This is a genomic window from Nocardia otitidiscaviarum NBRC 14405, assembly GCF_000308635.1.
GTDB classification, from domain to species: Bacteria; Actinomycetota; Actinomycetes; order Mycobacteriales; family Mycobacteriaceae; genus Nocardia; species Nocardia otitidiscaviarum.
In genome coordinates, this window is sequence record NZ_BAGD01000097.1 from 105,864 (window position 1) to 127,183 (window position 21,320).

General features: G+C 69.5%; 20 protein-coding genes. 2 read left to right on the plus strand and 18 right to left on the minus strand.

The genetic code is table 11. The features are described 5' to 3' along the window. Positions 1-2 precede the first annotated feature (2 nt). The 10 genes from rimM to ftsY form a co-directional block, all read right to left on the minus strand. Positions 3-539, minus strand: a complete 537-nt coding sequence (gene rimM / locus ON31_RS21205; protein WP_039816094.1) for a ribosome maturation factor RimM — start codon at positions 537-539, stop codon at positions 3-5. Beyond that, complete coding sequence (locus ON31_RS21210) at positions 540-782, minus strand: RNA-binding protein (protein WP_029930032.1); 243 nt, start codon at positions 780-782, stop codon at positions 540-542. It abuts the gene before it with no gap. Beyond that, complete coding sequence (gene rpsP, locus ON31_RS21215) at positions 782-1,219, minus strand: 30S ribosomal protein S16 (RefSeq protein ID WP_029930033.1); 438 nt, start codon at positions 1,217-1,219, stop codon at positions 782-784. Before rpsP ends, ON31_RS21210 begins: the two co-directional genes overlap by 1 nt. Positions 1,220-1,711: 492 nt before the next feature. After that, a complete protein-coding gene (locus ON31_RS21220; RefSeq protein ID WP_039816097.1) occupies positions 1,712-2,806 on the minus strand; it encodes an amidohydrolase family protein in 1,095 nt (364 codons plus the stop codon). Between the two features lie 22 nt (positions 2,807-2,828). Then, positions 2,829-4,400: a signal recognition particle protein gene (ffh, locus tag ON31_RS21225; protein WP_039816099.1), complete on the minus strand. Its 1,572-nt coding sequence runs from the start codon at positions 4,398-4,400 to the stop codon at positions 2,829-2,831. Between the two features lie 66 nt (positions 4,401-4,466). Further along, a complete protein-coding gene (locus ON31_RS21230) occupies positions 4,467-4,736 on the minus strand; it encodes a hypothetical protein (RefSeq protein ID WP_425326096.1) in 270 nt (89 codons plus the stop codon). 197 nt (positions 4,737-4,933) lie between these two features. Further along, positions 4,934-7,432 (minus strand): [protein-PII] uridylyltransferase, encoded by a 2,499-nt coding sequence (locus ON31_RS21235; protein ID WP_051037558.1) that lies wholly within the window; start codon positions 7,430-7,432, stop codon positions 4,934-4,936. A gap of 107 nt (positions 7,433-7,539) precedes the next feature. After that, positions 7,540-7,878: a P-II family nitrogen regulator gene (locus tag ON31_RS21240; RefSeq protein ID WP_029930039.1), complete on the minus strand. Its 339-nt coding sequence runs from the start codon at positions 7,876-7,878 to the stop codon at positions 7,540-7,542. A gap of 3 nt (positions 7,879-7,881) precedes the next feature. Further along, on the minus strand, positions 7,882-9,141 hold the full coding sequence (locus tag ON31_RS21245; RefSeq protein WP_051037559.1) for an ammonium transporter: 1,260 nt from the start codon (positions 9,139-9,141) through the stop codon (positions 7,882-7,884). Between the two features lie 281 nt (positions 9,142-9,422). Then, entirely contained in the window at positions 9,423-11,018 is a 1,596-nt protein-coding gene (gene ftsY, locus ON31_RS21250) for a signal recognition particle-docking protein FtsY (protein WP_039816103.1), read from the minus strand. A gap of 259 nt (positions 11,019-11,277) precedes the next feature. On the opposite strand from ftsY, the gene ON31_RS21255 reads away from it, so the two are divergent. Next, on the plus strand, positions 11,278-11,667 hold the full coding sequence (locus ON31_RS21255; protein ID WP_029930042.1) for a DUF2237 family protein: 390 nt from the start codon (positions 11,278-11,280) through the stop codon (positions 11,665-11,667). Between the two features lie 72 nt (positions 11,668-11,739). Here the strand turns inward: ON31_RS21255 and ON31_RS21260 are convergent, their stop codons facing one another. Continuing rightward, positions 11,740-12,849 carry an FAD-dependent monooxygenase gene (locus ON31_RS21260; protein WP_039816349.1) on the minus strand — a complete coding sequence of 370 codons (1,110 nt, stop codon included), beginning with the start codon at positions 12,847-12,849 and terminating at the stop codon, positions 11,740-11,742. 157 nt (positions 12,850-13,006) lie between these two features. Between ON31_RS21260 and ON31_RS21265 the strand changes: the two genes are divergently transcribed. After that, positions 13,007-13,492: a pyridoxamine 5'-phosphate oxidase family protein gene (locus ON31_RS21265; protein ID WP_039816105.1), complete on the plus strand. Its 486-nt coding sequence runs from the start codon at positions 13,007-13,009 to the stop codon at positions 13,490-13,492. A 166-nt stretch (positions 13,493-13,658) separates the two neighbouring features. Here ON31_RS21265 and ON31_RS21270 read toward each other — a convergent pair whose 3' ends face one another. The 7 genes from ON31_RS21270 to ON31_RS21300 all read right to left on the minus strand — a co-directional run bounded on the left by ON31_RS21270 (position 13,659) and on the right by ON31_RS21300 (position 21,223). Then, positions 13,659-14,072, minus strand: a complete 414-nt coding sequence (locus tag ON31_RS21270) for a hypothetical protein (RefSeq protein ID WP_051037560.1) — start codon at positions 14,070-14,072, stop codon at positions 13,659-13,661. Between the two features lie 111 nt (positions 14,073-14,183). Continuing rightward, positions 14,184-15,557, minus strand: a complete 1,374-nt coding sequence (locus tag ON31_RS21275; RefSeq protein ID WP_039816107.1) for a proline dehydrogenase family protein — start codon at positions 15,555-15,557, stop codon at positions 14,184-14,186. An 80-nt stretch (positions 15,558-15,637) separates the two neighbouring features. Next, entirely contained in the window at positions 15,638-16,297 is a 660-nt protein-coding gene (locus tag ON31_RS21280; RefSeq protein ID WP_051037561.1) for an HAD family acid phosphatase, read from the minus strand. 123 nt (positions 16,298-16,420) lie between these two features. After that, the gene (gene smc / locus ON31_RS21285) at positions 16,421-20,029 is read right to left on the minus strand and encodes a chromosome segregation protein SMC (protein WP_039816109.1); all 3,609 of its coding nucleotides are present in this window, start codon (positions 20,027-20,029) and stop codon (positions 16,421-16,423) included. Positions 20,030-20,040: 11 nt separating this feature from the next. Next, positions 20,041-20,223 carry a hypothetical protein gene (locus ON31_RS37445; RefSeq protein WP_051037562.1) on the minus strand — a complete coding sequence of 61 codons (183 nt, stop codon included), beginning with the start codon at positions 20,221-20,223 and terminating at the stop codon, positions 20,041-20,043. Positions 20,224-20,302: 79 nt separating this feature from the next. Further along, positions 20,303-20,761 carry a hypothetical protein gene (locus ON31_RS21295; RefSeq protein WP_051037563.1) on the minus strand — a complete coding sequence of 153 codons (459 nt, stop codon included), beginning with the start codon at positions 20,759-20,761 and terminating at the stop codon, positions 20,303-20,305. Positions 20,762-20,770: 9 nt separating this feature from the next. Then, positions 20,771-21,223 (minus strand): DUF1707 SHOCT-like domain-containing protein, encoded by a 453-nt coding sequence (locus ON31_RS21300; RefSeq protein WP_255222193.1) that lies wholly within the window; start codon positions 21,221-21,223, stop codon positions 20,771-20,773. Positions 21,224-21,320: the final 97 nt, after the last annotated feature.

Sequence of the window (21,320 nt, forward strand, 5' to 3'; positions counted from 1 at the left end):
GCTCACTCCGCGTCCAGCAGCCCTTCGGGCGGGTCGAGGACGATCCGGCCCTCGGCCACCGACACCGTCGGCACGATGGCGGTGACGAACGGCACCAGGATCTCCCGGCCCGCGGGCGGGAACGCCTCGGACGCCTTGATCGACAGCAGTTCTCCGGCGGCGGAGTGCAGCACCTCGGCCACGGTGCCGACGACGGTGCCGTCGGTGAGGGTCGCGGTGAGCCCCTCGAGTTCGTGATCGTAGAACTCGTCCGGATCCGCCGAGGGCGGCAGATCGGCGGTGTCCACCACGAACAGCGTGCCGCGCAACGCATCCGACGCCGTGCGGTCGTCCACGCCCACCAGACGCAGCAGGAGCCGGCCCGAGTGCTCCCGGGCCGACTCCACCACGTACTCCTGGGTCGCCGTCGCCCGCGGCAGCCGGCCTTTCAACACATTGCCGGGCGCGAACCGCAGCTCCGGTTCGTCGGTGCGGACTTCCACGACGAGTTCGCCACGCACCCCGTGCGATTTGGCGACCCGCCCGACGACCAGTTCCATCTACTGATCCGTGTCGACAACGTCGACGCGGATGCCCTTACCGCCGATCCCGGCGACCAGGGTGCGCAGCGCGGTCGCGGTGCGTCCGCCGCGGCCGATCACCTTGCCCAGATCGTCCGGATGCACGTGCACCTCGACGGTCCGGCCACGTCGGCTGGTGATCAGCTCGACGTGGACGTCGTCGGGATTGGCGACGATGCCGCGCACCAGGTGCTCGACGGCATCGGCGACAACGGCACTCATTACTCGGCAGCCTCGGTGGCGGCCTCGGCCTCGGCGGCCTCGTCCTTCTTGGCGGCCTTCTTCTTCGGGGTGACGGCCTCGGTGACCGGCTCGTTGTCGGCGGCGGCCAGCGCGGCGTTGAACAGGTCCAGCTTGGACGGCTTGGCGGCCTTCACCTTGAGGGTGCCCTCGGCACCCGGCAGGCCCTTGAACTTCTGCCAGTCACCGGTGATCTCCAGCAGCCGCTTCACCGGCTCGGTCGGCTGCGCGCCGACGCTCAGCCAGTACTGCACGCGCTCGGAATCGATCTCGATGAGCGAGGGCTCTTCCTTCGGGTGGTACTTGCCGACGTTCTCGATGGCCCGGCCGTCACGGCGGGTACGCGCGTCGGCGATGACGACGCGGTACTGCGGGTTGCGGATCTTGCCCAGACGGGTCAGCTTGATGCGAACAGCCATGTGCTGCGCCTTTCGTTTTTCGGCAGCCCCGAAGGACAGCCTGAAGTGGTCACGGCCGCAATTCAGCAGCCCACCCGAGGGTGGACCCGGTTTTGCGTTGAGTGTTGTGACCGCCGCGCGGTACGTAACCGGAGACGGGCTGACACTGTCCTCGATGAGGACGGTCGTCCATTCTGCCAGACACCGCGGACGCCGCGGAAATCGGCCTCGCCGGCGCCCCGCGCATCACTCTACGATCCGCGCGGCCGCCCGCCGTCGACTACGGAGGTGACCACGGGCAGCCCACCGGGTCGGCGACCGCGATGGGCTGCGGGTGCGGCATCGTCAGTCGGCGCTGCCGGTCAGGAATTTCACTATCAAACCGGCCAGTACGGCCGTGAGCAGGCCTTCCACGGAACCCACGGTGTTCACCTCATCAGGTTGGAGCTACACAAACATGTGAAGCATGAATGATTCACTTCTGGTTCGTGGCGGATTCCGGAGATTTCCGGCTCAGCGGTGGCCGGTGACCGGCGTGTGACGGGCGTAGACCCGGCCGCGCAGGACCACCCAGGTCGGGTGGGCGAGGACTTCCGGATTGGTACGCGGGTCCCGCTCGTAGACGACGAGGTCGGCCGGGGCTCCGGGTTCGATACCGGGACGACCGAGCCAGGCACGGGCATTCCAGGAGGACGCGCCCAGGGCGTCGTGCGGTGACAGGCCCGCGTGCATGAGGGCGGTGATCTCGTCGGCGATGCGGCCGTGCCGAATGGAACCGCCCGCGTCGGTGCCGGTGTAGATGGGGATTCCGGCGTCGTGCGCCTTGGCCACGGTGTCGCGGGAGCGGCGGTGCAGGTCGCGCATATGGGCGGCGTAGGTGGGGAATTTGGTTGCGCTGTCGGCGATTCCGGGGAAGGTGTCGATATTGACGAGGGTCGGCACCAGTGCGGTGCCGTGGGCCGCCATCGACGCGATGGTGTCGTCGGTGAGCCCGGTGCCGTGTTCGATGCAGTCGATTCCGGCGTCCAGCAAGCCGTAGAGGGCGTCCTCGCCGAACACATGCGCGGTGACCCGGGCCCCCTCCCGATGCGCGGCGTCGATGGCCGCCTTCAGGATGGCGTCGCTCCACAGCGGCCGCAGGTCACCGACGGAACGGTCGATCCAGTCACCCACGATCTTGACCCACCCGTCGCCGCGCCGGGCCTGCTCGGCGACGATCTCGGGCAGGTCGCGCTCGTCGTCGAGTTCGATGCCGAGTTCGCGGATATAGCGCTTGGGCCGGGCGATATGGCGGCCCGCGCGAATGATCTCCGGCAGATCCGCGCGCTCGTCCAGGAAGCGGGTGTCGATCGGGGATCCCGCGTCGCGGAGCAGCAGCGCCCCCGCATCGCGTTCGATCTCGGCCTGGGCCACGGCCCCGTCGTGATCCTCGTGGCCGCCGCCGTAGCGGATGCCCACATGGCAGTGCGCATCCACCAGTCCGGGCACGATCCAGCCGCTCTCACACAGGGTTTCGACCCCGGGCACCGGTTCGGCCGCGATGCGCCCGTCGCGCACCCACAGCTCACGAACCTCCCCGTCCGGCAGCACCACGCCCCGCAGCCGCATGCCGACCTCCTGTCGAGAGCCCTCAGTTCTTCGGGAACTTCAGCTTCGACAGATCGAAACCCTCCAGCCCCGGCGGCAATTCGTTCAGCCCGGCGGGCATGTTCGACACATCGGGCATACCCGCGGGCATACCGCCGGGCAGGCCCGGCATGCCGGGGAAGCCGCCCTTGACCTTCGGCGGAGTCGGTCCGCGGCCGCCCTTCTTGCCCTTCTTCCCCTTCTTGCCCTTGCCGCCGCCACCGCGGGAGCCGGGCAGGCCGAACTGGCGGCTCATCATGCCCATCATCTTCTTGGCCTCGAAGAAGCGGTCGACGAGCTGATTGACCTCGGAGACCGAGACGCCGGAGCCGTTGGCGATGCGCAGGCGGCGGGAAGCGTTGATGATCTTGGGGTTATCGCGTTCGGCGGGCGTCATACCGCGGATGATGGCTTGGACGCGGTCGAGCTGCTTGTCGTCGACCTGGGCCAGGACGTCCTTCATCTGACCCGCGCCCGGCAGCATGCCGAGCAGGTTGCCGATCGGCCCCATCTTGCGGATGGCGAGCATCTGGTCGAGGAAGTCCTCGAGGGTGAGCTCACCGGAGCCGATCTTGCGGGCGGCCTCCTCGGCCTGCTTCTGGTCGTAGACCTGTTCGGCCTGCTCGATCAGGGTGAGCAGATCGCCCATGCCGAGAATGCGGCTGGACATGCGGTCCGGATGGAAGACGTCGAAGTCCTCGAGCTTCTCACCGGTGGAGGCGAAAAGGATGGGCTGGCCGGTGATCTCGCGCACCGACAGCGCCGCACCGCCGCGGGCGTCGCCGTCGAGCTTGGTGAGCACCACGCCGGTGAATCCGACGCCGTCGCGGAACGCCTCGGCGGTGGTGACCGCGTCCTGACCGATCATGGCGTCGAGCACGAACAGGGTCTCGTCGGGCTGCACCGCGTCGCGGATGCCCGCGGCCTGCGCCATGAGTTCGGCGTCGATGCCGAGGCGGCCCGCGGTGTCGACGATGACCACGTCGTACTGCTTCTGCTTCGCCTCGGTGATACCGGCCTGCGCCACCTGCACCGGATCGGCGGCGGTGATCCCGAGCGGGTTGTCGCCACCGCCGATGGAGGTGCCCGGATGCGGTGCGAAGACCGGCACACCGGCCCGCTCGCCGACGACCTGGAGCTGGGTGACGGCGCCCGGACGCTGGAGGTCGCAGGCCACCAGCAGCGGCTGATGCCCCTGACCCTTCAGCCATTTGGCGAGCTTGCCCGCGAGCGTGGTCTTACCGGCGCCCTGGAGACCGGCCAGCATGATGACGGTCGGCGGGTTCTTGGCGAACCGCAGCCGCCGGGTCTCGCCGCCGAGGATATTGACCAGTTCCTCGTTGACGATCTTGACGACCTGCTGGGCCGGGTTCAGCGCCGCGGAGACCTCCGCGCCCTTGGCGCGTTCCTTGACCTTGGCGATGAAACCGCGCACCACGGGCAGCGCGACGTCGGCCTCGAGCAGTGCCAGCCGGATCTCGCGCGCGGTCGCGTCGATATCGGCCGGTGACAGTCGCCCTTTGCCACGAAGGTCCTTGAGGGCACCGGCCAACCGGTCGGACAGGGATTCGAACACCGATCGCGCTCCTGATCTCGAGGGACGTCACTCGGGTACCAGGGTAGTGGGACCGGCGGAGAAGGGTTATTCCAGGTTGCGGCGCGCGGCCGTGGCGGGGCGGCACAGGTCGTGGTTCTCCTGCACCACCATGCCCACCGCCTCGCGCGCGGTGAGGCCGAGTTCGAGGGCGAGTCCGTCCAGCAGCGCCCATTCGGCCTCGGTGGGCGGCTGGACGGCGACGGTCGAGGCGATGGTCATGGCGGTCACCGCCTGCTGTCCGGTGAGGGTGCGTCCGGGCAACCAGGAAACGACCCAGCGGTCGCCGCCGACACAGCGCGCGATGTGCTGGGTCAAGTCCGACGTCATCATTGACGCCGACACCACTTCAATTGCCACCGACTGCTCCCCTCATGCTCGCGATAGCTTTCTCTAGAGGGGGATATTAAGGTGCGGAACGGGGTACCCATACCTATTCCAGCAAATTGCACGCAACGATCGGATTAACTGGCAAACGCAGGGTTTGCCAGTTAATCCAACTACATGGCGACTGGTCAGAAAACTCTGCCGGAACCCATTTCCGTGTCCGATTCGGGCGATTTCTTCGGTTGCTGCGGCGGCACCACCGCGAGCAGCGCCGCCGCGATCTCCGCCCGCCGCTGCGGCGTGTCCCCCGGGCCCAGATCCAGGCAGAATACGTCCACCACGGCCGCGCCGAGGGTCACCGCTTTCGCCCAGAGCACATTAGCGCCCACCCGGGCCAGCGCACCCGCCAATCGGCTGAGCAATCCGATTCTGTCCTCGGCGCGCAATTCCAGCAGCACCCGTCCCGGATCGGCCGTTTCGGACCAGATGATCCGCGGCTCGGCCTGCGCGTAGGGACTGCGCTGCACCCCGCCCGCCTCGCGTTCCTTGCGCGCCAGCACGCCCGCCAGATCCAAATCGCCGTTGCGGGCCCGGATCAATTCCTGGCGCAGCAGACCGGGATCCGGCGGATCCCCGAATCGGGGCGCCACCACGAAGGTGTCGATGGCCGATTCCCCGGCCCCGCCCAGCGAGGCCGACAGCACCCGCAGTGAATGCACGGCCAGCACGCCCGCCGCGTCCGACAGCAGCCCGGGCGTATCGGGGGCCACGACCGTGACCACATGGGTGTAGCGCCCGTCCCCCGCGCGCAGGTCCACGTGCACCCCGCCCGCCTCGGCCTTGGCGACCAGCTCCGCCGGAATCGGATCCGGTTCCGGCAGCTCCTCCCCCGCCATGGACAGGCGGCAGCGGCGCACCAGCTCCGCGATGAGCGACGCCTTCCAGTCGCTCCATACACCCGGTCCGGTGGCCAGCGCGTCCGCCTCGGCGAGCGCGTGCAGCAGTTCCAGCAGCTGCGCGTCACCGTCGAGTGCTTTCACCACCGTGAGCACCGTGTTCGGATCGTCGAGATCGCGGCGGGTGGCGGTCTCGGGCAGCAGCAGGTGGTGACGCACGATGGCCGACAGCGTCCGCACATCGGAGGGCCACAGCCCCAGCCGCCGACCGATCTGGGTGGCCAGTTCCGCGCCCACCACGCTGTGGTCCTCGGGACGGCCCTTGCCCAGGTCATGCAGCAGCGCGCCGAGCAGCAGCAGGTCCGGACGGGACACCCGCGTCGACAGCGCGCTGGCCCGCACCACCACCTCCACCAGGTGCCGGTCCACGGTCCAGGTGTGGATGGCGTCGCGCGGCGGCAGATCCCGCACCACACCCCACTCCGGAAACAACCTGCCCCACAGGCCCGTTCGATCCAGCGCCTCGATGGCGTCCACCGCGTTGCGCCCCGAGCCCAACAGCACCAGCAGATCGTTGAGCGCTTCCTTGGGCCACGGTTCCCGTAGTTCCGGCGCGTCCTCGGACAACCGGTTGAGCGTGGTGGCCGACATGGGCAGCCCGGTCTGCGCGGCGGCCGCCGCCACCCGCAGGATCAGTCCGGGATCGCGTTGCGGACGGGCATCGCGGGCCAGCACCACCTCACCGGCGTGTTCGACCACCCCCTCATCGAGTGGTCGCCGTACCGGCATGCGGCGCAGCCGGGCGAGTCCGCGCCGCGGCAGGGCGTTGGCCGCGGTGCGCAGCCCGACATCGACGGAGTAGCTCACCGTGCGCGCCGCGTCCGACAGGGTGCGGGCCAGATCGAAGCGGTCGCCGATGCGCAACGCCGCGCCGATCTCGTCGGCGTCCTGGGCGCGCAGCTGATCACGCCCGCGCCCGGCCACCCGATGCAATTCGGTGCGCACGTCCAGCAGCCGCCGGTGCGCGAGTTCGAGCCCGCCGCCCGGTACGTCCGGACCGAGCCCCGGCATGGCGTCGGTCAGCTGGGCGATGGCGAGGGCGTCGAGCAGTTGGATATCGCGCAGTCCGCCGCGGCCGTTCTTGAGATCGGGTTCGGCGCGGTGCGCGATCTCCCCGCTGCGGCGCCAGCGGGTTTCGGCCTGCTCGAGCAGACCGTCGAAGCGGGAGCGGATACCGCTGCGCCAATCTCGGCGCACCCCGTTGACGAGCAGATCGCTCAGCGCCTGGTCGCCGACGATATGCCGCGCCTCCAGCATGCCGAGCGCGGCGGTCAGATCGTCGGCGGCCACCCGCAGCGCCTGCGGGACGGTGCGCACGCTGTGGTCGAGTTTGATGTGGGCGTCCCACAGCGGATACCAGAGCTGATCGGCCACCTCGGCGACGCGCTGCGGATCGACGTCGTCATAGAGCAGCACCAGATCCAGATCCGAGTACGGCAGCATCTCGCGGCGACCCAGGCCGCCCACCGCCACCACCGCCAGGCCGCTGTCGGGAGTGATGCCGACCTCGGAACCCTTGGTGGTCAACCACAATTCGAACAGGTCGACCAGCGCCTGGCGCAGCGCCTCGGAGTCCAGGCGCGGGGTGCGCGCACCGCCGCCCGCGTTCCTGCCCGCCTCCCCGAGCAGTTGATCGCGGGCACGGACCAGATCCGACGCCCCGTTGGCGACCACACCACCCGCGACCTGTTCGTTTCGCGCTCGCTCGAAACCCACGACCACACCACCCATCTCAGTTGTCCTGCCGCCGCGCGTCGGCGTGCCGACCCGCCACATGAGTGCGGCCCCGTTCCCACCGGTCCGGCGGGAGCGGGGCCGCCGCTCGAGCTGCTGTCCGCTTACAGCGCGTCGGAGCCGCGCTCGCCGGTGCGAACCCGGATGACCGACTCGACGGGGGTCACCCAGACCTTGCCGTCACCGATCTTGCCGGTGCGCGCGGCCTCCACGATGACCTCGACGACTTTCTCCACGGAGGCGTCGTCCACGACCACCTCGACCCGAACCTTCGGGACGAAATCCACGGAGTACTCCGCACCGCGGTAGACCTCGGTGTGGCCCTTCTGTCGCCCGTAACCCTGGACCTCGCTGACCGTCATGCCCAGCACGCCGGCCTGCTCGAGCCCGGACTTGACGTCCTCGAGGGTGAACGGTTTGACGATTGCGGTGATCAGTTTCATGCGTCATGCCTCCTTGACGGCGGTGGTACGTGTCGTGCCACCCACAGCAGCGAAATCGTATGCCGTTTCCGCGTGCTCCGACTCGTCCATGCCCGCGGACTCGGCTTCCGCGTCGGCCCGCAGGCCGATGGTGGCCTTGATCGCGAAGGCGATGACGGCGGCGACCACGAAGGAGTAGGCCAGCACCGCGACCGCACCCACGATCTGCCGCCACAGCTGGTCGACACCACCACCGTAGAACAGGCCGTCGACAGCGGTGGGCGCATCGGCGGTGCCGACGAAGCCGACCAGCACGGTGCCGATCACACCGCCGACCAGGTGGATGCCCACCACGTCGAGGGAGTCGTCATAGCCGAACTTGAACTTGAGGCTGACGGCCAGCGCGCAGATCGCGCCCGCCACCGCGCCGACCACCAGCGCACCGACGATGTTCACCGAGGCACAGGCCGGGGTGATGGCCACCAGGCCCGCGACGATGCCGGAGGCCGCGCCCAGCGAGGTGGGCTTGCCGTCGCGGATCTTCTCCACCAGCAACCAGGCCAGCATGGCCGCGGCGGTGGCGACGACCGTTGTGACGAAGGTTACACCGGCGACTCCGTTGGCCCCGACCGCAGAACCGGCGTTGAAGCCGAACCAGCCGAACCACAGCAGACCGGCGCCGAGCATGACGAAGGGCAGGTTGTGCGGGCGGAACGGCGTCTGCGGCCAGCCCTTGCGCTTGCCGAGGATGATCGCCAGCGCCAGCGCCGCGGCACCGGAGTTGATGTGCACGGCGGTACCACCGGCGAAGTCGATGGCCTTGACCTTCTCCATGATCCAGCCGCCACCCCAGACCCAGTGCGCGACCGGGAAGTAGACGACGGTCACCCAGACCGCGGCGAACAGGATCCAGGCGCCGAACTTCATCCGGTCGGCGACCGCACCCGAGATCAGGGCCACGGTGATGATCGCGAACATGAGCTGGAACGCCACGAACACGGTCGCGGGCACGGTGCCGACCAGCGGCACCCCGGCCGATTCCTCACCGAAGCCGGACATCAGGGTCCGTAGGCCGAAGTATTCGGCGGGGTCGCCGAGCAGGCTGCCCTTGTCCGTGCCGAATGCGGCCGAGTAGCCGTACAGCACCCACAGCACCGTGACGATGCCCATGGCGCTGATACTCATCATGATCATGTTGAGCACGTTCTTGCTACGGACCATGCCGCCGTAGAAGAACGCGAGCCCGGGGGTCATCAACAGCACGAGGGCCGCGCTTGTCAGCATCCAGGCCGTGTCACCTGTGTCGGGCGCGCCGATTTCAGCGCCCGCCAGGATTACGGGATCCACCACCTTGTCCTCCTCATCTCGGGCCTCGCCGGTGTACTGCTAACGAAGCCTGCAACGAGGGTCCTCAGTCGGTGTTTCATCCGTGATCCTTCGGCGTTTCGCCTAGGTGAACGGATGAGATTGCACTGTTGCCAGCGTGTTTCCCGATCCGCACGGCTGTTACGAACACATTGTGAGGATGATGTTGGTTCCCGGCGTCACGCCAGGTCGGGGCGGGTTTACCCGAGGAGCGCGTCGACGAAGGCGCCGGGCTCGAACGGAGCGAGATCATCGGCCCCCTCGCCCAAACCAACCAGTTTCACCGGCACGCCCAATTCGTGCTGCACCTGGAAGACGATGCCGCCCTTGGCGGTGCCGTCCAGCTTGGTGAGCACCACGCCCGTGATATCGACGACCTCGCGGAAGACCCGGGCCTGGGTCAGCCCGTTCTGGCCGACCGTGGCGTCGAGCACCAGCAGCACCTCGTCGACCGGGGCCTTCTTCTCGACCACGCGCTTGACCTTGCCCAGCTCGTCCATCAGACCGGTCTTGGTATGCAGCCGGCCCGCGGTGTCGACCAGGACGGCGTCCACCCCGCCCGCGATACCGGCGCTCACGGCGTCGAAGGCGACGGCGGCGGGATCCGCGCCCTCCTTGCCGCGCACGGTCTCGGCACCGACCCGCTCACCCCAGGTCTGGAGCTGGTCGGCGGCGGCGGCGCGGAAGGTGTCGGCCGCGCCGAGCAGTACCCGGCGGCCGTCGGCGACCAGCACCCGCGCCAACTTGCCGGTGGTGGTGGTCTTTCCGGTGCCGTTCACGCCGACCACCAGCAGTACCGACGGACGGTCGTCGTGCGGCAGCGCACGGATGGACCGGTCCAGTTCGGGACGCAGGGCCTCGATGAGGACATCACGCAGCACGGCGCGGGCCTGCTCGGTGGTGCGCACGCTGCGGGCGGCCATCTCCTCGCGCAGCCGCTCCACCACCGCGACGGTGGAGGCGGTGCCCAGATCGGCCATCACCAGGGTGTCCTCGATCTCCTCCCAGGAGTCCTCGTCGAGGTCGCCGCCGCCGAGCAGCCCGAGTAGGGACTTGCCCATGGCGTTCTGCGAGCGGGAGAGGCGCCCGCGCAGGCGGGTCAGCCGGCCCGCGGTGGGCTCGATCTCGGGGACGACCGGGGCCTCGGCCACGGAGGGGGCGGAGTCGGGGACGTCCACGGGGACCGGGGCGGACTGCACCGGGGCCTCGGGAACGGGGGTGGCGGTCGGGGATTCCACGGCCGCGGCCGGTGCGGAGATGACGTCGGAAGCGCTGGTCGCGGCCTCGGCGGCGGTATCGGGCGCACCGGCCCGCTCGGGCGCGGTGGCCTGATCCGGCGCGGCCTCCTTCTCAGCCACGTCAGACGTCTCAGGTGCGACAGTCCCGGCCGCCTCGGGCGTGTCGAGCTCGGACTCGGGCGCGGGGGGAGCCTGCGGACCCTGCTCGGGCTCCGGCAGACGCACGTCGGTGATGCCGCGCCGGGCCGCGTCCCGGGGGACCGCCGCGTCGTCGCCGATATGCGGCTGGCCCTCGTCGTCGGTGCGCTCGACCGGCGGCGTCGGTGGCCGCACCGGTTCCGGGGTGGGTTTCGGCAGTGTGGACGTGCCGCCGCCCTGGCTGAAACTGAAGCCGCCCGCTGCCGTGTAACCGCCCGACTTGTCCGTGACCTCCTTGGTCTCGGTGGTGTCGGGGGTCAGCGAGATACGCCGACGCTTGTACAGCACGAAGCCGGCGACGAAGGCCACCAGCAGCACCGCGGCGATTGCGGCAATCAGAATCCAGGCGTCTGCAGTCACGGCACCATCCTTTCAGAGAGTTCACCGCCGCCCGATTCGCCCACCTGTCCGTCGAGGGCACTCCGACCGGCCCGTAAGCCCTGCCGACATGCCGAATCGGACGACGGCGTGTGCAATAACACACAGGCCGGTCCACGAACCGGAGGACACGCCGGAACGAGTGTGCGCGGAGGCTCCATCTACCGACCGGTTTGGACGACAACGTGCCGAGCCCGCGAAGCAGCGGCGAATCCGACACCAAGACAATAGGATCGGCCACGTGACCGATCGAAATGTGCTTGGGGGACCGCTGGAGGAGTGTGGCACCGATCCTCTCACCGGCTTCTACCGGGACGGCTGCTGTAGCACCGGCCCCGAGGATCTGGGCAGTCATACGGTGTGCACCGTCGTGACCGCCGAATTCCTGGACCACCAGAAGTCGATCGGCAACGACCTGCTGACCCCGCGTCCCGAGAACAACTTCCCCGGCCTGCAACCCGGCGACCGCTGGTGTGTGGTGGCCGTCCGCTGGCTGCACGCCCACGAGGACGGCGTCGCCGCCCCCGTGATCCTGGCCGCCACCCACGAGAACGCCCTGGAGGTGATCCCCATGGACACCTTGCGAAAATACGCGGTCGACGTCCCCGACGACGTCAGCGATTTACTGTGAACACCGGAGTCACCACGCACGCCACCCCGAGCCGGGATGCCGCCGCGGACACCGCGACCCGGTGATCGCCCGTCAGCGCGAGGGCAGCAGGCGGATGGCGGTATCGCGGAGCAGGATCGCGGGGCGGGAGCCGGGAACGAGGAGGGCGGCGGCCAGCCGCAAACCGCGCTGTTCACCACTGGTGACGGCACGGTGACGATATTCGTAGCGAGACAGCGCCGCTCGGGGCAGTTCGGGAGTGCGGGCCAGTTCCTCGGCGAGGGTGTGCGCGCCGATGATGGCCGAACTGGAGCCGTTGCCGAACAGTGAGACACAGGAGGCCGCGTCGCCGAGCAGCGCGACCCGGCCGTTCGACCAGCTCGGCAGCCGCACCTGGCCGACCGAGTCGAAGTAGAGGTCGGAACCGGTGCGCACCTGGTCGAGCAGATCGGCGAAAATACCGGTGCGGTGGGTGAATTCGCCGATGATTATGCGCTTGTGCGCCGCCGTCTCGCGATAGTCCAGGCCCGGGATCTCCCCGCGTCGGAACATGAACGCCGCCAAGGGCCGTCCACCCGCCGGATGTACGGAGACCGACCGGCCGGGCGTGTTGTACACGAGCACTTCACGATCGTCACCGACCAAGCGTTCCACGGGCAGGGTGGCGATATAGATCCCCCTGTGCCGCAGGAAGTTCCGCTCCGGGCCGAAGATCAGCCGCCGCACCGTGGAGTGCAGGCCGTCCGCGCCGACGACACAGTCGAAGCGCTCCGGCGGGGCCTGCTCGAAGGTCACCCGCACCCCGGAGACATCCTGAACCAGCCCGGTGATCGTATCGCCCCAGCGGATCTCGGCCCGATCGCCCGCGGCGGCGAGCAGTACTCCCGCCAGATCGGCTCGGGCCACTTCGATTTCGTCTTCACCCTCTCCGAATGCCGATGTGCGCACCGTGGCTCGCCGCCGCCCGGTGCCGTCCACGAAGGTGACCCGCTCGACATGGGTCGCGCCCGCCCGCAGCTCGGGCAGCACCCCCATCTCGGTGACCACGTCCACGGCGGCCCCGCGCACGTCCACCGGACTGCCGCTGGTCCGCGCGCTCGCCGCCCGCTCGACCACGGTCACCGCGAAACCGTACCTGCCGAGCCAGTAGGCCAGCGTCGACCCCGCGATGCCGGCACCGGAGATCAGCACCTTGGCGCTCATGACATCCACCTCACCCGCGTCGGGGCGGTCCCACCTGTCCCGCCCTTTACGAGGATGCGACGAAAAGCCGCTCGGCGCACGAACTTCGGCGATCACGGATTTCTGTCGGCGCCCCGTGCGATGATGCGCCCACAACCGATCGGTCCGGGGAGGCGCGATGACGACGTTCGACACCATCAGGGATGAGTTCTTCCGATTCACCGGTGAGATCGTGTGGTGCACCATCACCACGGTCGATGCCGACGGTCGCCCGCGCTCGCGCATTCTGCACCCGATCTGGGAGATGCAGGGTGACCGTCCGGTCGGCTGGATCTTCACCAGTCCCTCGCCGATCAAGGCGCGCCATCTGGCCGCCAATCCGACTGTGGCGTTCAGCTATTGGAGCCCGGCGCACAACACCGTCTCCGGTGAGGCCGTCACCTCCTGGGTGACGGACGACGCGGTGAAGAAGCACGTCTGGGATCTGTTCACGACAGCGCCGGAACCCCTGGGCTACGACCTCACCACCTTCGGTGTGAGCGGCCCGGACGATCCGAAGTTCACCCTGCTACGCCTGGACCCCGACCGCGTGCAGGTGCTCGATGTCGCCACGTCGTCCGGGACCTTCACCCCGACCGTGGTCCGGCTGGGCAGCCCTGACTGACGCGACCGACCGGCCCGGCTCGAACCGAATCGTAGGGGCGGCGACACGGCCGGACCTAACCCGGTGCGGTCGGCGGCCCCGTGGACCACGTCGCCGCCGATCCCCCCCGGACACGCGGCGATGCCGCCCGGCCCGGGCGGCATCGCTTCTTCGCGTCGCGGTCGGTTCAGCGATCCGCGCGCAGCGTGTAGGCCTGCACGGCGGCCATGGCCGCGGTGAAGGCGGCGATCACCAGGATGGCGGCCACCCCGAGGGCGGTGGGGTCGAGCCATCCGGCGGCCAGCACCACCAGGCTGTCGACCGCCCACAGCGCGTTCACCGCGATGATCACGGCGGCGGCGCGGCGCGAAATCACCGGGCGGGTGGCCACGATCAGGACGTCGATCGCGTAGAGGATGAAGAAGGCCCCGACACCGAGCAGCAGCGGAGTGGACAGGCCCAGGGCCGAATCGAGCACTCCGGCGAGCGCCGCGACGAGGATTCCGGAGGCCAGGGTGGCGACGCCGTCGAAGGTGTAGGCCAGGCGCAGCGGGCTCATGCCGGCGATGGTGCGGGTACCGGTGGCGGTGGTGGCGGTCATGGGATTCGGAACCTTTCCGTTGGGTTTCGTGACTGCCGATACCGTCGCCCGAAATCCACTGCCGACCCCACCACATCCGCTGCCGAATACTGCCAGCCGCAGGTCGGAGCCTTATTTCGACATGCTGCCGAATCCGGATCGCAGTTGTGCGGCGATCATGCGCGCTGCCGAGTTCTGCCAGTTGTGCAGGGTCCGCTCCGGCACCTGGTCCACGAACCAGGCGAGCGCCTTGCGCGACACCGGGTCCAGATCGGTGCGTTTGGTGCGCACGCTGTAGGGCCGAATGCCGACCACGTAGTAGAAGTACACGGCGTTGTAGTGCCGCCACTCCTCGCTGGTGCCGAATTCCTCGCCGGTGCGCGGCTTCAGCGCCGCGATGGCATCGGTGAGCAGTGTCTTGAGTTCGGCCGCACGATCGAGCGGTCCGGGGGCGCTGTCGCGTCCGGCGAGGCGGCTGTCGATGGCGGGCAGGTCGATGAGCGGACTCGACACCAGCTTGCCGAGATCGGCGTAGTGACTGAGGGCGCGCCGGGTCAGACGCGCGAACTCGTCCTCGCCGAGCGCCGCCAGACCGGACGCGTCGGCGTCGTCCGATGGCTCCGGAGTCCGCTTCCGCGGCAGGGCCTCCGCGGCGGTGCGCAATTCGTCGCGCGCCTCGCGCAGCTCCGGCGCGGATGCGAAGACCAGTCGGTCGACCGCGGCCTGCAACGGTACGTACAGCACCTGCAGCGCGATGGCGGCGGCGATGGTGCCGAAGAACAGCACCTCCAGAGCGAGACGCGGCCCGGTCAGCACGATGGCGACGGCGGCCTGCCCGCCGAACACGATGGCCGTCGCTTCGGCGACCATGAGGGAGCGCAGCATATCCGCGCGCAGCGCCTCCCCCTCCTCGAAGGCGTCCAGTACGGCGATGCCCACGCCCAGCAGCACCAGGTCCACGACCACGAGCGCCAGCACCAGGGTGGCGGGCACCAGGTCGAGACCGAGCAGGACGAGTGCGGCGCTGAGCCCGAACATGACCGCGCCCACGGTGAACAATCCCGCGACTGTCCCGCGCGCCGATCCCGCGACGAGCGCGGCGCGATGGCGCAGCAACACGACCAGCGAGCCGAACAGCGCGAGGACCGCGCAGATGCCGAGGGCGTAGGCCGCCGCGCCGACTCCGGCGGCCGCGGGCAGGGCCACAACCGCGCACACCGGCACCAGTCCGAGCCGCCACCACCGATCGACCCGCTCCCCCGGCGGCTCGGGCAGCAGCCGCACGAACACTCCGCTCCAGGCGACCGCGGGCACGCACACCAGCACGGCCCGCACCCCGTCGAACCGTTCGTCACCGCCGAACAGACAGCCGAGGGCCACCGCGACCGCGTAGCCGAGCAGTCCGGCTCCGGCCCTGCGCAGCACCGGCTTTCCCGCATCCCGCGCCAGCAGATACAACCCCAGCCACCACGCGACTCCGAAGGCGGCCGCCGACACCCACAACACGGTGTGAGCCTACTGCGCCGCGTACGACGGGCCGCCCGGGTTCCGGGCGGCCCGTCGACGTTCATGCTTGCGACCGGCTGTCAGGAGAGCGCACCGTCGTAATCGGGCAGTTTGAAGGTCTGCTGGGCATGCCCGCCCGCCAGATCCGAGGCGCTGTTGCCGATATTGGCGACAATCGTGTAGCCGTCGCCCTCGATATCGATGCGGGCGTTGGTCTTGTACTCCTGCAATCCGGCCGACCCCGCCGACAGCGTGGTGAACGGGCTGCCGTACAGGCCGTCGACGGGATAGCCCACCGCCGACAGGTTGATCTGCGTGTAGATGTTCATCAGTGCCGGTCGACCGGTGACGAAGATGATCGCCGCCCCCTGCCCCTTCGCCCACTGTGCCAGCGCCAGCATGGGGGCCATCGCCGGGGTGATCACGCTCGGGTTGTACTGCGTCTCCAGCACGGTGTTGTCGATGTCGAACACGATGGCCGGTTTGGTCGACCCGGGCAACGCCCCGGTCAGATAGTCCCGAGCCTGTGCGGCGACCGTCTGCACCTCGGAGATCCACTGGGAGTACGGCGGCAGTTCACCGCCACCGGACAATGACGACGAGCCGGAACCGCCGGAGAGCGAGGACGATCCGGACCCGCCCGACAGGGAGGACGATCCGGTATCGCCCAGCGCCGACGGCAGCGGGGCGGCCAGGGTGACGGTGATTCCGAGTGCTATACCTGCAATAGAGCGCTTCATGACCACGGGACGCTAACCGGCACAGATCGGACGCGCAGGCGTTTCACATTGCCACACCGGCGAATTCCCGCTCAGCGGGACACCTTTCGCACCGCCCTTGACGCGCGCGGTCGACGACCGGTATCAGGTCGTCGCGCCCACCAGATTCTCCCCGCGCATGCGCTGGGAGATCACCTGGGTGATGCCGTCGCCGCGCATGCTCACGCCGTAGAGGGCGTCGGCGATCTCCATGGTGGGCTTCTGGTGGGTGATGACGATGAGCTGGGACTTCTCGCGGAGCTGTTCGAACAGGCCGATGAGGCGGCGCAGGTTGGTGTCGTCGAGCGCCGCTTCGACCTCGTCCATGACGTAGAACGGGGAGGGGCGGGCGCGGAAGATGGCGACCAGCAGGGCAACGGCGGTGAGGGATTTCTCGCCACCGGAGAGCAGGGACAGCCGCTTGACCTTCTTGCCCGGCGGGCGAGCCTCCACCTCGACGCCGGTGGCGAGCATGTCGGAGGGGTCGGTGAGCAGCAGGCGGCCCTCGCCGCCGGGGAACAGGCGGCTGAAGACGCCGACGAATTCGCGCGCCACGTCCTCGTAGGCTTCGGTGAAGACCTGCAGGATGCGGGCATCCACCTCGGCGACCACGTCGAGCAGGTCCTGGCGGGCCTTCTTGACATCCTCGAGCTGGGTGGCGAGGAAGTTGTAGCGCTCCTCCAGGGCCGCGAACTCCTCCAGCGCAAGGGGATTCACCTTGCCGAGGGTGGTGAGGTCCTTCTCGGCGCGCTTGGCGCGGCGCTCCTGGGTGGCCCGGTCGTAGGGCATGGGCTGCGGCGGGCTGACCGCCTCCCCGCGCTCCTTGGCCTGCTCGTACTCCATCATCTCCAGTGCGGTCGGCGGCATGGGCACATCAGGGCCGTACTCGTCGATGAGGTCGTCGAGGGCGATGCCGAACTGCTCGGAGATGGTGGTCTCCAACTGTTCGATGCGCAGCGCCGCCTGGGCGCGCGCCACCTCGTCGCGGTGTACGGCATCGGTGAGCTGGGCGAGCTGGGTGGTGAGGGCGCGGGCGCGCTCCTTGGTCTGATCCACCTGCGCGGCACATTCGGTGCGACGACGCACCAGGTCGTCGCGGCGGGCACCGGCCTGGGCGACGACCTGTTCCAGTTCGGCGGCCACGCGTTCGGCCGAGTCGGCGACCACGGCGGCCACCGCGGCGGCCTGGCGGCGGGCGGCCTGGGCGCGTTCGGCGCGGGCCCGGTTCTCCCGTTCGGCGCGGGCGGCGCGGCGCAGCGAATCCGCTTTGCCGCGTACGGATTCGGCGCGTTCCTCGGCGGTGCGCACGGCGAGGCGGGCCTCCACCTCCATGGAGCGGGCCTCGGCCAGCGCGGCGGCGGCCTCCTCGCGGGCGTAACCGGCGGTCTCGGTGCCCGCGGCCTCGGGATCCATATCGGACTGCTCGAGTTCGGCGTGGCGCAGCCGATCCTCGAGTTCGGCCAGCTTCTCCAGGGTTTCCGCGCGGCCCGCCTCGGTGTCGTCACGTTGGGCGAGCAGGCGTTCGCAGTCCTTCTGGGCGGCGCGGGCGGTCTGGCCGAGGCGGCCGAGCCGATCGTAGATGGAGACCAGCGCCTGATCGGATTCGTGCAGGGCGAGCAGGGCGTGGTCGACGGCCTCCTTGCGGTCAGCCTGCTCGGCCAGCGCTCCCGCCAGGGCCGCCTCGAACTCCTCGGACTGTCGCTGCCAGGACGCCAATTCCTGCTGGGCGGCGTCGATCTCGGCCTGCACCTCGAGCTGGCTGGGGGCACGGTCGGAGCCGCCGAGCACCCAGCCGGAGCCGGTGAGATCGCCGTCGCGGGTCACGACCCGCAGCTCGGGCCGAACCGCGACGAGTTCCCTTGCGGCGGAGAGGTTCTCGACAACGGCGACGCCCGTGGTGAGGGCGGCGACCGCAGCGCGCAGGGATGCGGGGCAGTCGATCACGTCCAGCAACCAGCGCGCGCCACCGGGCAGTTCCCCGCTCGGCCCCGAATTCGCCTGTGCGGCATCGGAGTAGACCACGGCGGCGCGTCCGCCGTCGGCCTCCTTGAGCGCTCGCACCGCACCGTGGGCGGAGGATCCGGTGTCGGCGGTGACGGCGTCGGCGAGGGGTCCGAGCGCGGCGGCCACGGCCGCTTCGAAACCGCTGTCCACCCGCAACTGCCCGGACAGCGGCCCGAGCAGTCCCTCGGCACGGTGTTCGAGCAGCCAGGCGGCACCGTCGCGGCGCTGCAAACCCATGGTCAGCGCCTCGACGCGGGCAGCGAGCGAGGCGACCCGCTTGCCCGCCTCGCGGTCGCGCTCACGCAGTTCGGTGACCCGCTGGTCGGCCAGCTCGAGGGCCTGCGCGGCATGCTCGTACTGTGCGTCGAGCCCTTCCTCGCCCGCATCGAGTTCGCTCAATTCGGCTTGGACGGACTCGAATTCGGCGTCGGCGGCCTCGCCGCGCTGCCGCGCCTCGGCGATGGCGGTCGAGAGGCGCTGGATCTCGCCGTCCACCGACTGGGCGCGAATCCGCAGCGAGTCCACCTGCCCGGACAGGCGGGCGAGACCCTCGCGCCGGTCGGCGATGGCGCGCACGGCGGCCAGATGCGCCTGCTCGGCGGCCTTGGCGGCCTGCTCCCGTTCGTGCAGCTGTTCCCGGGCGGCTTCCAGCGTTTCCGCGGCCATTTCGACGGCCGCGACCAGCTCGGCCTCTTCGGCCTCTACCCGATCCGCTTCGCGCTCCAGCTGTTCGGGGTCGCGCCCGCTGCCGGTGGGCTGTTCGATGGTGAGGTTGCGGGCCCGGTCGCGGGCGATGCGGATGGTGGCGTTGACCCGCTCGGTCAGCGCCGAGAGCTGGAACCAGCTCTGCGCCGCCGCCTCCGCGCCCGGGGTGAGCTTGGACAGCTCGAACTCCTGCTGCGCGAGCGCCGCATTGGCGGCGTCGAGTTCGGCTTGCACGTTGATCTGCTGTTCGCGCGCGTACGCTTCCTTGCTCTGCTGCCCGTCCAGGTCGCGGCGGCGCGACACCAGATCGTCGGCGGCCAGTCGCAGCCGCGCGTCCCGCAGCTCGGATTGCACGGTCGCCGCCCGCCGCGCGACCTCGGCCTGCCGCCCGAGCGGTTTGAGCTGGCGGCGCAGTTCGGTGGTGAGGTCGGTGAGGCGGGCCAGATTGGCCTGCATGGCATCGAGCTTGCGCACCGCCTTCTCCTTGCGGCGGCGATGCTTCAGCACGCCCGCGGCCTCCTCGATGAAGGCGCGCCGATCCTCCGGCCGCGATTCCAGGATGGCCGACAGCTGTCCCTGCCCGACGATGACGTGCATTTCGCGGCCGATGCCGGAGTCGCTGAGCAGTTCCTGCACATCCATGAGGCGGCAGGAGTTGCCGTTGATCTCGTACTCGCCCGCGCCGTCGCGGAACATGCGGCGGGTGATGGAGACCTCGGAGTATTCGATGGGCAGCGCCCCGTCGGAGTTGTCGATGGTGAGCGTGACCTCGGCGCGACCCAGCGGGGCGCGACCCGCCGTACCGGCGAAGATGACGTCCTGCATCTTCCCGCCGCGCAGCGCCTTCGCCCCCTGCTCACCCATCACCCAGGTGAGCGCATCGACGACATTCGACTTCCCCGACCCGTTCGGCCCCACCACGCAGGTGATACCCGGTTCGAACCGGAGCGTCGTCGCGGACGCGAAGGATTTGAAGCCCTTCAGCGTCAGACTCTTCAGGTGCACAGTCGGCCAGGTTACCCGGTCGGCTCGGGTAGCCATGCGTATGCCGGTGCCCGAGTCCGGCGGCGGGTTCGGTGCAGCGCGGCCGGGTCGATGCCGAGCCGGTCGGTCAGCAGCACCATTCCGGATTCGGTGAGCGCGAATCCGGTGGTGGTCTCCAGGTGTCCGCGCGCACCGAGCGCATCGGTGACGGCCACGCCGAGCCGACCCGCGAGGGGTCGTAGCAGGTGCGTCCCCGAGCCAGCGTGGCCGCGACCGTACCGGCCCGCGGCCCGGTCACCGGCTCATCCGGCGCGTCGACCGCCGCCGCCACACTTCCAGCAAGACAACTCCGATCACGCTCGGCCCCACCCACGCCACGACTTGCGCGCCGCCGTACAGCGGTCCGTCGACGGCGAAGCTGACCACCACCGTCGCCGTGACCAGCGCGATGTAGGAGCCCCCGAGGCCGTGCACGTAGGCATGGGTCCACACTCCTGCTCGCCCGGCCGAATAACGCCCCAGCAGTGCGAGGGCGAAGGTCAGTACCGAGAGCGGGATCAGCCACCACAGTTCGGGCCGCCACCACAGCACGAGGGCGGTGGCCGAAAGGCAGACGGCGGCAACGGCTCCCAGGTAGACGATGCCGATATCCCGCGATCGCGGCCGATGCGAGTCGGCCCACATGAGAATGGGTCCGAGTAGCAGTCCGGCGGCTCCGACGAGGATGTGGAAGGTCAGCAGGGTCGCGTACACGGGTCTGCCCTACCTCGGGCGCGGATGCCTTCCGCAGCTGGACGATTCCCAGCCGGTGAGCATGCGGAACACCAGTACTCCGCCCCACGGCACGATGACCCAGAAGGGCCAGAAGTAGGTGGGTTCGCCTGCGGCGATGGAGATCATGGCCCAGATGGCCAGGCACAGCAGGCCGACGCCGAACCAGGCGCTGCCCTCGATGCGCTGCCAGACGGGGATGCGCGGGGTGCGCTGCCGCACGGTGGTTGTCGTGAGTTCGGGCAGGTCGGCGAGGACCACGTGCAGCCCTTCTCGGGTGGGAGTGGCGTAGACCTGGGCCGCGCGCTCGTCGTATTCGGTGGTGGTGATGCGGCCTTCGGCCATGTGGCGACCGAGCTGTTCGATGACGGCCGCGCGCTCGGCGTCCGAGGCGCGGGTGCCGGAGGCGATGTCCATGTCCAGATCCTCCCGAGTTTCTTCCATTGTGGAAGGTGAGACCCATATTAATACTCCACAGTGGAATGTCAAGGCGTTGCCGACGGCGCAAGTGATGGCAGGTGCCAGCACATTTGCCAGCAGG

Excerpts from the sequence above, each read along its gene's own strand:
- rimM (WP_039816094.1), bottom strand. The coding sequence starts at position 539 with ATGGAACTGGTCGTCGGGCGGGTCGCCAAATCGCACGGGGTGCGTGGC.
- ON31_RS21210 (WP_029930032.1), bottom strand. The coding sequence starts at position 782 with ATGAGTGCCGTTGTCGCCGATGCCGTCGAGCACCTGGTGCGCGGCATC.
- rpsP (WP_029930033.1), bottom strand. The coding sequence starts at position 1,219 with ATGGCTGTTCGCATCAAGCTGACCCGTCTGGGCAAGATCCGCAACCCG.
- ON31_RS21220 (WP_039816097.1), bottom strand. The coding sequence starts at position 2,806 with ATGCGGCTGCGGGGCGTGGTGCTGCCGGACGGGGAGGTTCGTGAGCTG.
- ON31_RS21235 (WP_051037558.1), bottom strand. The coding sequence starts at position 7,432 with ATGGGTGGTGTGGTCGTGGGTTTCGAGCGAGCGCGAAACGAACAGGTC.
- ON31_RS21240 (WP_029930039.1), bottom strand. The coding sequence starts at position 7,878 with ATGAAACTGATCACCGCAATCGTCAAACCGTTCACCCTCGAGGACGTC.
- ON31_RS21245 (WP_051037559.1), bottom strand. The coding sequence starts at position 9,141 with ATGCTGACAAGCGCGGCCCTCGTGCTGTTGATGACCCCCGGGCTCGCG.
- ON31_RS21260 (WP_039816349.1), bottom strand. The coding sequence starts at position 12,849 with ATGAGCGCCAAGGTGCTGATCTCCGGTGCCGGCATCGCGGGGTCGACG.
- ON31_RS21265 (WP_039816105.1), top strand. The coding sequence starts at position 13,007 with ATGACGACGTTCGACACCATCAGGGATGAGTTCTTCCGATTCACCGGT.
- ON31_RS21270 (WP_051037560.1), bottom strand. The coding sequence starts at position 14,072 with ATGACCGCCACCACCGCCACCGGTACCCGCACCATCGCCGGCATGAGC.
- ON31_RS21280 (WP_051037561.1), bottom strand. The coding sequence starts at position 16,297 with ATGAAGCGCTCTATTGCAGGTATAGCACTCGGAATCACCGTCACCCTG.
- ON31_RS21300 (WP_255222193.1), bottom strand. The coding sequence starts at position 21,223 with ATGGAAGAAACTCGGGAGGATCTGGACATGGACATCGCCTCCGGCACC.